The sequence below is a fragment of the Saccharomonospora saliphila YIM 90502 genome, assembly GCF_000383795.1.
Lineage (GTDB): Bacteria > Actinomycetota > Actinomycetes > Mycobacteriales > Pseudonocardiaceae > Saccharomonospora > Saccharomonospora saliphila.
Genome location: NZ_KB912696.1, coordinates 72,374 through 80,858 on the forward strand (window position 1 = coordinate 72,374; position 8,485 = coordinate 80,858).

Genomic DNA, 8,485 nt, shown 5'->3' on the forward strand with positions numbered 1-8,485 from the left:
CGCGGCACCCCGTCGGCGCGGGATCACCGGCGTTCCCCGGCGCGGCGAGTCCGGGTCCTCCTTCCCCGCCCTACGGCGGTCCGGTGCTGGGGCGGCACTCGCCCGCTCCGGTGCCGGAGCCGGCGTCGAGTGCACGGCGGAACCGGCGTGTGCTGTGGTCCGTCGTGGCCGTGCTGGCCGTGATCGCGGCGGTCGCGACCGCAGTGGTGTTCATCCTGGGGGGCCAGGACCCAGAGGGACGGACCTACGCCCAGTACTCGTACCGGTTCGTCGCGCCCGAGGACTGGGTCCAGACCGCCCACAACGTCGCGGACCGGCAGGTGATCATCAAACCGGAGGACGCCCAGTCGCGTACCGACGACGACCTCGTGGTGGTCGAGGAGTTCGTCCTGAACTACGACGGCGGGGCCCAGCGAGCGCGGTTAGCCCGCGAACTGCGTCGGATGGCGGGCGAGGACCCCGGTTCCTACTCCGACTTCCTGGCCGACCACGAGTACGCCGGGCGGGAGGTCATCTACTACCGGCAGCACAAGCCCGCGGCGAGTGTCGACTGGTACGTGTTCGCGAGGGGCACCGCCCAGGTCAGTGTCGGGTGTCAGGTGGCCCAGCACCCGCGCCGTGTGGCATCCGCCTGCGAACAGGTCGTCCGCACCCTCGAGTTCACCAACTGACGGCCGCCGGGTGCCGCGTTTCGCCCGCGAAACGCGGTCGGCGGGGACCGCTGCCGGGACGCTGCCGCCGGGGCGTTCACGCTAGCAACGACTTGTCCGGTTTCCGCGACAGCGGGGAACCGGACGTGGCACTGTCTCCGTCGTAGAGCCAGTACGAACGCAGTACGGCACACCACGAGCGAAGGGGGTTCATCCCGATGGCAGGCGGTTTTACCGGGACACCGGAGCAGTTCCAGCAGGCGTACCAGGACGTCGACCAGATCAAGGGTCAGATGGACCAGAACCTGAACACGCTGCGGAACAACATCGAGGCCACGCAGGCCGGCTGGCAGGGCGAGGCCGCGAGGGCCTTCCAGAACGTCATGGCCGCCTTCGACGAGAAGACGCGCAAGCTGAACGAGGCGCTCGGCAACATCGGTGAGCTGCTCCAGCAGTCCGGTGTGAAGTATCAGCAGGCGGAGGAGGAGCAGAACTCCGCCATCAGCAGCATCGGCAACACCCTCGGCGGACTCTGACCCGCTGACCCGCGCGCATTCTCGACGACTTTTTCACCGATCTGGAGGGAACAATGCCGAACGGCATCAAGGTTGACTACGCCACGATCCACACCGCTGCCGAGGACTGCAACAAGACCGGGTCCGAACTGGACGCCCTGTTCGAGGACCTGAAGTCGCGCCTCGCGCCGCTGGTCGACTCCTGGTCCGGTGAGGCCATGGAGGCTTGGCAGCAGTGCCAGAACGAGTGGAACCAGTCGCTCGACGAGATGAAGCAGGTGCTCGCGCAGATCGCGACCGCGCTGCCGCAGATCGCCGACGGCTACCAGGCCACCGACAAGGGCATCCAGGGTATGTTCTGACACGTCCCGGCATCCTGTGCGGCGAACGGGCCCCGCCTTCGCGTAAGGCGGGGCCCGTTCGCGTCAGCGGGGAGCGCCGACCTCGTACTCCGGGCTGTCGTTCAACACGCGAATGCGCACGCTCCGGGGTTCGCCCGCGACCTCGACGGAGCACTCGAACGTGTGACCCGTGGTGATCGGCTGGTCGGCGGGGCACCGCACCGCGGTGACGTCGTGCTCGCCGAAGTGCTCCCGTAAGACCGTCGCGACGTCGCCGTGCATCGCGTCCCGGTCGAGCACCGCGGGCCCGAACGCCCCGAGCGACCAGGCCGCCACACCGACTCCGGCGAGCGTGACGACGGCCAGTCCCGCCAGCAGGAGCGGCTTCTTCGACCTCGTTCGGGTGGAGGACCCGTCGAAGGCTCCGAATCCGCCGTATTCGCCCTGCCACGACCCGCCGAACGCGTGCCCGCCCGGAGGCGTCCCGCCGGGCGCGACCGGCGGATGCTGCGGGATCGTGCGTTGCTGGTCGTCCTGGGACGGCTGCGGCCACCACTGGTGGCCCGGGGGCGGCTGGGTCATCGGAAGGTCCTCGCGGGGTCGGATCGGGCGGTGTCGCAGGGCGCTCAGTCGCTGCTGCTGGTGATCTGTTGCATGCCCGCGTAGAACTCGTCGACCTCCTCCTCGGTGGTCAGCTCGGTCACCTCGTCCGCGGAGGGAACGGCGGGCACATCGTGTTCGGTCGGCGCCGGGAGCACCTGGTAGTGCTCCCGCACCTCGATCTCGTGGCCCTCGCCACTGATCAACCCGGTCATCTCGATCTCCTGGAGCCTGCCCTCGGCGCTGAGCACCAGACGTGTGTCGAGGAACCCGTTCCGCATCGGTTCGTCGATCCACTCGAGTGCCCAGTCGGGGATGATCACGATGCGTTCGTCGAGGAACGTGCGCAGGGACACCTTCGTGGTCAGCTCGACGCGGCCGTCGCGGAGGCTCCGCGCCTTCTTGTCCGGGTGCCCGTTGTCGAGCGACCGCGCGACCGCGTTGATCATCTTGCACACCGTCGAGTAGCCGCTCCAGTAGCAGACGTCGAGCCCCGCGCCGTCGTACGGCATCGAGACCCAGGGCGTCGGCGCCAACTCCGCGTACACGGGGCCGAGCAGCACGTACTCGACGTCGCTGCCGCCGGGGTGGAAGTAGTCGCGGTAGTCGTTCGAGTCCCTGTTCGAGTGGTTCTTGTGTATTCGGCTCGGTGGATCGCCGAACTGGATCGCGGTGGAGGTCATGTCGGCCTTGCGGTCGTCGATGCGGGTGAACGACCGCAGTCGGCTCTGGTGCGGGTCGCTGCGGGTCAGGTCGTCGTCGAGCCGCTCCAGCGTGGCGGAGAACTTGTCCCGGACGTACTCGGCGACGTCCTCCCCGTCGGGGACCGCTCGGCCCGCCCGTGCTCCGCCGCACCCTGTGACCAGCATGAGCACCAGGCCGAGTGCCGTGATCGTCCGGAGTCGTGTCATCGTCGGTCCCCCATGGTCGACATCCCGCCTGCCGCCGAAGAGACTAGTATGGAAGGCGCGTCGGACCCCCGCGTTCACCGTTGTCCTGGGCACCGGGTATCTTCATGTGTTGTTGTGCGCGCATCCGCGGCACGCGCCCAAGCCCGCATGGACCCCACAAGCAAGTTGACGACGAGGTAGACCCTTGCCCACGTACAGCCCCAAGCCCGGCGATGTCACTCGTGCCTGGCACGTGATCGACGCCGAGGATGTCGTGCTCGGCCGGCTCGCGACCGAGGTCGCCACGCTGCTGCGCGGCAAGCACAAGCCCACCTACGCCCCGCACGTGGACACCGGTGACTTCGTCATCATCGTCAACGCTGACAAGGTGGCGCTCACCGGCAACAAGCGCGAGCAGAAGTTCGCCTACCGGCACAGCGGCTACCCCGGCGGCCTGCGCAAGCGTAGTTTCGGCGAACTGCTCGACTCCCGCCCTGAGCGGCTGGTCGAGAAGGTCGTGAAGGGCATGCTGCCGAAGAACAAGCTGGGACGCGCCCAGGCCTCGAAGCTCAAGGTCTACGCCGGGCCGGACCACCCGCACGCCGCGCAGAAGCCCCAGCCGCACCAGATCACCAAGATCGCTCAGGTGACCCAGTGAGTGAGGAACAGTTCGTGACCAGCACCGAGACCGAGACCGCGTTCGACGCGGTCGTGACCAGCGAGACGCCGACCGCGCCGAAGCCGTCGCGCGCCGCCGGGGGCACCGCGCAGACGGTGGGCCGTCGCAAGGAGGCGGTCGTCCGTGTGCGGATGGTGCCGGGCAGCGGCCAGTTCAAGCTGAACGGGAAGACCCTCGAGCAGTACTTCCCGAACAAGGTTCACCAGCAGCTCATCCGCGAGCCGCTGAACACCGTCGAGAAGCCCGAGTCGTTCGACATCGTGGCGAACCTCGACGGCGGCGGGCCCTCCGGTCAGGCCGGTGCGCTGCGGCTCGCGATCGCGCGGGCGCTCGCCGAGATCGACGGTGACGACCGGCCCGCGCTGAAGAAGGCGGGCTTCCTCACCCGTGACGCGCGCGCGACCGAGCGGAAGAAGTACGGCCTGAAGAAGGCCCGGAAGGCGCCGCAGTACAGCAAGCGCTGACGCGCGCCAGGCATCCACGAGCGCCCACCCGTCCGCCGGGTGGGCGCTCGTGTGTGTTTCGGAGGGTCGGTGAGTCGCCTCCCGCGACCACGTTTCGCCCGCGAACCGTGATCCGCCGGCGATCGGCACGGATACGCGCACGTGTCCGGACCGCGTTTCGCCCGCGAACCGTGGCCGGGGTGTGGGGCCGGGGGACGGTCCGCCCGCGAAACGCGTCGTGTGGCCGCCCGGGCACAGGGCAGTCATCGTGGAGTGGCTACGTTGTTGTGGTCTGTACGCATGTGTTCGCAAGACGGGGGTCGACGACATGGCTCGCCTTTTCGGCACTGACGGGGTTCGCGGCCTCGCCAACGACGAGCTCACCCCGGAGCTGGCACTCGCCGTGACGGCCAGCGCGGCTCGGGTCCTCGCCGCGCACGACCGCTCGCACCGCCCGGTGGCCGTCGTCGGCCGCGACCCCCGTGCCAGCGGCGAGATGCTCGAATCCGCCGTCGTCGCCGGACTCACCTCCGCGGGCGCCGACGTTCTCCGGCTCGGCGTCCTCCCGACCCCGGCCGTGGCGTATCTGGTCGCCGACCTCGATGTCGACCTCGGCGTGATGATCTCAGCCTCGCACAACCCGATGGCCGACAACGGCATCAAGCTGTTCGGCGAGGGCGGGCACAAGCTGCCCGACGGCATCGAGGACGAGATCGAGGCGGGCCTGCACACGGCCGCGACCCGACCGACGGGCGCCCAGATCGGCCGGGTTTCCGACGTCGACGACGCGCTCGACCGCTACGTCTCCCACCTGGTCGAGGCGACCCCGGCCTCGCTGACCGGCCTGCGGATCGTGGTCGACTGCGCCCACGGCGCGTCGTCGATCGCCGCGCCCGAGGCCTATCGCAAGGCCGGTGCCGAGGTGATCGCGGTGAACGCCGCCCCGGACGGAATCAACATCAACGACAACTGCGGTTCGACCCATCCGGAGTCACTCCGCGCGGCCGTCGCCGAGTACGGCGCCGACCTCGGTATCGCCCACGACGGTGACGCCGACCGTTGTCTGGCGGTGGACGCCGACGGCGAGCTCGTCGACGGCGACCAGATCCTGGCCGTGCTCGCCGTGGGCATGGCCGAGGCGGGCGAACTCGCGGGCGGGACACTCGTCGCCACCGTGATGAGCAATCTCGGCCTGCACCTGGCGATGCGGGACAAGAACATCGCGGTGCGCACCACCGCCGTGGGTGACCGCTACGTGCTGGAGGAGCTGCGCGCGGGCGGCTACTCACTGGGCGGTGAGCAATCCGGGCACGTCGTGCTGCCCGGCTACGCCACCACCGGTGACGGGCTGCTGACCGCGCTGCGCCTGATGAGCCGTCTCGGCGAGACCGGCCGGTCGCTGCGCGAGCTGGCTGGTGTCATGCGGCGGCTCCCCCAGGTGCTGGTCAACGTGCCGGTCACCGACAAGACCACCGCGACCGAGTCGCCCACCGTGCGGGACGCGGTCGAAGCCGTCTCCGCCGAACTGGGTGACGAAGGCCGGGTCCTGCTGCGGCCTTCCGGTACAGAACAACTCGTTCGTGTGATGGTCGAGGCGCCCCTGGTCGAGACCGCGCAGGTCGCCGCCGACCGGCTCGCCGGAGTGGTGTCGTCGGTCTGCTGACGTCGTCCCGGGCGACGGCGTCCGAATTCGTGCGAAGCGGTACCTCCTGTCGTAGGCGCTCGGTACATTTGTGCGGTCACGACGACACCGATCGTGAGGTCGGGGCGTCGTCGACGGACGGCCGGACAACGAGGAGCAGAGGGGGCCCTTGGTGGCAGGTGGTCAAACCGTCGACCCGGGCAAGCTCGACGCGGCGGGCTCGGCGTACAGCCAGGAGGGCGGCGAACTCGCGAAGGCGGGCGCGAAGATCGAGACGGGTGTGTCCACGGCGCAGGTAGGGAACGCGTGGTCCCACGTCGCCTCCCGTTACGCCGACGTGATCGGTACCTACCGCGATGCCGTGACCAGGTACGGCGAGAAGGCCACGGATTTCGGCGGCAAGCTCTCGGAGGCGGCAGGCAAGTACGAGCAGGGTGAAGCGGTCAGCCAGGAGATGATCGCGTCGAAGGGGACGATCGACGGATGAACCTGCTTCGGAACCGCCAGTTCGACAACGCGGTGGCCAACGAGACGTTCAGCGGCGCGGAGTTGGACCGGATGCGCCAGATGCTCGACAACCCCGACGTCTCCGCGCAGGACCGGCAGAACTTCCTCTACGCCCTGTCCAACGCGGGAAGGCTGACCGGGGACGAGGTACTCCAGTACTCGGGTGACGTGGGTGCCGACCCGTTCGACGTCATGCGTGGGGGTGAAGCGCTCGGCGAGAACCTCGACAACGCACGGGAAAGCCTGACCAGCGTGGAACGGGCCCTGACCGCCTCCGAGGTCAGCGAGATCGAGCGCGGTCTCAACCAGGGTGGGTTCTCGACTTCCGACGAAATCATCGACGAGGCCGAGACCGCGCTGACGCTCTTCGACGAGTTCCACCCCCGCTACGAGGAAGCGAACGCGCTGGTCGGCGCGGGGACCCCATCGGGGGGTTCGCAGGAGTACGACGCGGTGAGCCTCGACCTGTCGTCCCCGGGCGGCACCGGGGACGTCGCGGGGGCGAGTGCCTCCTACACGCACTCCGGCGTCGACCCGCGCAGCATTCGTGAGGGGATGGCGGAGTTCCGGGGCATCGACTTCTCGGCCTTCCACTCCGACGCGGAGATGCTCACGAGCGCGCGCCAGACGGTCGACGAGGTGACCGACGCGCTGGGCAGCGCATGGGAGAACACCTCCGACTGGACCGGTGGCGCGAAGTCGTCGGCGGAACAGGTCAACAACACCCTCATCAAGGGCGCGGGGGACCTTTCGCAGGCGCTGACGACGGCGCCGGACGGCATCACACACGCCATCGACGAGGGCGTCCAGCGCAACGTCATCAACTACGCGCAGAACGTGCTGAAGGTCTACGGTGACGGCACGGTCGCCGAGCTCTCCCCGCACCAGGTCGATGCCTTCATCGACGCGGTCAAGCGCCTTCCCGACCTCATCGCCGAGCTGGAGGCCAAGGTTCAGGAGATCGAGAACCGGGGGTTGTTCGACCGGTTCGTCGATCTCTTGACGACCCCGCTCGGCCTGGTGGTCCCGTTGGTCGGTTCGATCGCTCCCCTGGTGGGCTACACCCTCGCCGACAACATCACCGAGGACAACATCAGGTCCGAGCTCGAGAAGTACAGGGGAACCCTGCGGGAGGCGGAGCAGAAGCTCGCCGAGTTCTGCGGCATGTACCAGCAAAAGGCCAACGAGGTGCACGGCCACGGTGCGAACTACGTCGCTGCCATCGACGCGGCCTACTCCGAGCTCATCACCTACCTGGGGCAGCTCGACGCCGATCCGTTCGCGGCGCGGGACGGGGCGGGCGAGACCGTGCCGGGGCCGGGGCAGACGGGGGCCGGAGCTGGTGCCGGGAGCATTCCGGGAGGCGCAGGCAGCGGTGTGCCCGGTGGCGGGAGCGGCAGTGTGCCCGGTGGCGGGGGCGGTGCTGTTCCCTCCCCCGAGGACCTCATGCCGGACGGCGGGGAGCAGACCAACCCGGTCACCGGTGAGCCTTTGGAGATCGACCCCGAGACCGGGGAGCCGTACCCGATCGATCCGGAGACCGGGGAGGCGGTGCCGCGGGGTGACGAGGTCGAAACCCTCACCGTGGAGAAGGGCGATCAGACCTTTTCGATCACCGAACCGGACGCCGACGGTGCGATGGGCATCTCCGTGGAGGACGGTTCCGGCCAGGCGCGGGACTACGCGCTCGACTTCGGTGACCCGGAGGCCGGTGGTGCCGACTCCACGGCAGGGGACGCGGGCACGCCCGGTGACGACACGGGGGAGCCGGGTGCCGAGCGCGTGTACCGCCCGGGGCCCGACGGGAAGATCCACATCGAGGACGGCGAGCTCGCCCTGACCGCCGAACGACCCGACGGACCCGACGGGCCGACCGTCGTCACGGTGGACAACGGCGATGGGGAGCCCGTCACGTACACGTTGGGTGCGGACGGAACCGACGGGGACGGTTCTGGTGGGCAGCGGTTCGAAGCGGCGGCCGGTCGAGCGGAGCCGGGTCCGATCTCGGCGGCTCAGGCCCCTGCCTCCCCGGCCGTTGACGGGGGCGACGGTGGGGGAGGCCCCTGGCCCGGCACGGCGGATGCGGACGTGCCCGGCGACGGGGCCGAAGCCGTGGAAGACCTCGAGCGGAGTAGCGGGCCAGCCTCGGACGGCGCTGTCGGCGACCCCGCGAGTGGTGGCGGTGACCCCGCGAGTGGCGGCGGTGACCGCGCGGGTG

Annotated in this window: 10 protein-coding genes; 8 read left to right on the forward strand and 2 right to left on the reverse strand. The window is 69.5% G+C overall.

Annotation, left to right across the window (positions count from 1 at the left end; genetic code table 11):
- From SACSA_RS23210 to SACSA_RS0115450, 3 genes are all read left to right on the forward strand, one after another.
- Positions 1–671, forward strand: a 671-nt coding sequence (locus SACSA_RS23210) for a type VII secretion-associated protein (protein WP_157596924.1), incomplete at its 5' end; no start/stop codon positions are given.
- Positions 672–868: 197 nt separating this feature from the next.
- Positions 869–1,186 (forward strand): WXG100 family type VII secretion target, encoded by a 318-nt coding sequence (locus SACSA_RS0115445; protein WP_019818516.1) that lies wholly within the window; start codon positions 869–871, stop codon positions 1,184–1,186.
- Between the two features lie 53 nt (positions 1,187–1,239).
- Positions 1,240–1,527: a WXG100 family type VII secretion target gene (locus SACSA_RS0115450; protein ID WP_019818517.1), complete on the forward strand. Its 288-nt coding sequence runs from the start codon at positions 1,240–1,242 to the stop codon at positions 1,525–1,527.
- 63 nt (positions 1,528–1,590) lie between these two features.
- Here SACSA_RS0115450 and SACSA_RS0115455 read toward each other — a convergent pair whose 3' ends face one another.
- Complete coding sequence (locus tag SACSA_RS0115455; protein ID WP_019818519.1) at positions 1,591–2,088, reverse strand: DUF4333 domain-containing protein; 498 nt, start codon at positions 2,086–2,088, stop codon at positions 1,591–1,593.
- Between the two features lie 44 nt (positions 2,089–2,132).
- Entirely contained in the window at positions 2,133–3,017 is an 885-nt protein-coding gene (locus SACSA_RS0115460) for a hypothetical protein (protein ID WP_019818520.1), read from the reverse strand.
- Between the two features lie 184 nt (positions 3,018–3,201).
- On the opposite strand from SACSA_RS0115460, the gene rplM reads away from it, so the two are divergent.
- From rplM to SACSA_RS26240, 5 genes are all read left to right on the forward strand, one after another.
- Positions 3,202–3,654 carry a 50S ribosomal protein L13 gene (gene rplM / locus SACSA_RS0115465; RefSeq protein ID WP_019818521.1) on the forward strand — a complete coding sequence of 151 codons (453 nt, stop codon included), beginning with the start codon at positions 3,202–3,204 and terminating at the stop codon, positions 3,652–3,654.
- Positions 3,655–3,668: 14 nt separating this feature from the next.
- The gene (gene rpsI, locus SACSA_RS0115470) at positions 3,669–4,139 is read left to right on the forward strand and encodes a 30S ribosomal protein S9 (RefSeq protein ID WP_028661918.1); all 471 of its coding nucleotides are present in this window, start codon (positions 3,669–3,671) and stop codon (positions 4,137–4,139) included.
- 307 nt (positions 4,140–4,446) lie between these two features.
- The gene (glmM, locus tag SACSA_RS0115475) at positions 4,447–5,781 is read left to right on the forward strand and encodes a phosphoglucosamine mutase (protein ID WP_019818524.1); all 1,335 of its coding nucleotides are present in this window, start codon (positions 4,447–4,449) and stop codon (positions 5,779–5,781) included.
- 151 nt (positions 5,782–5,932) lie between these two features.
- Positions 5,933–6,247 (forward strand): type VII secretion target, encoded by a 315-nt coding sequence (locus SACSA_RS0115480; RefSeq protein ID WP_028661919.1) that lies wholly within the window; start codon positions 5,933–5,935, stop codon positions 6,245–6,247.
- Positions 6,244–8,485: hypothetical protein (locus SACSA_RS26240; protein ID WP_019818526.1), on the forward strand; the 2,242-nt coding region annotated here is incomplete at its 3' end. The genes SACSA_RS0115480 and SACSA_RS26240, both read left to right, overlap by 4 nt.